The 362-nt window shown below is 33.7% G+C and carries 1 pseudogene; it reads right to left on the bottom strand.

The features are described 5' to 3' along the window. A pseudogene (locus GNY06_RS01195) lies at positions 1-362 on the bottom strand (hypothetical protein); the annotation flags it as partial.

Here is a 362-nt window from a genome sequence, read left to right as displayed (position 1 = left end):
TTTGATATTTTTCATCCGAGAGGGTCTCCCGTATGGTCTTGGTAATTTTCTTTTTGATAATCTCTCTACAAGGATTATGGTCGATACACCCATATTGAATCATTTCTTTAAAAAGAGACATAAGATACGACCTGAATTTATTGTAGACTGAGGGGGTAAGTTTTGCTTGTTCCAAAGCATTTTTGATATGCCATATCTTGATCTCTGATATTTTCAGCTCATCATACTTTAATCTCTTGAAAAAAGGTTTTAATCTTGCTATACAGTGTTTTACCTGTTTTATATGATGAGGCGAAGCTTCTATCTTTTCATATGCTAATTCCAAAGCATCGATAAAAAATGTATCCGGAGATAATTCTCCG

This window comes from Elizabethkingia argenteiflava, from assembly GCF_009904105.1.
Classification (GTDB): Bacteria; Bacteroidota; Bacteroidia; order Flavobacteriales; family Weeksellaceae; genus Elizabethkingia; species Elizabethkingia argenteiflava.
The sequence above is the reverse complement of the archived record's forward strand: the minus strand, read 5'-3'. Positions and strand labels throughout refer to the sequence as shown.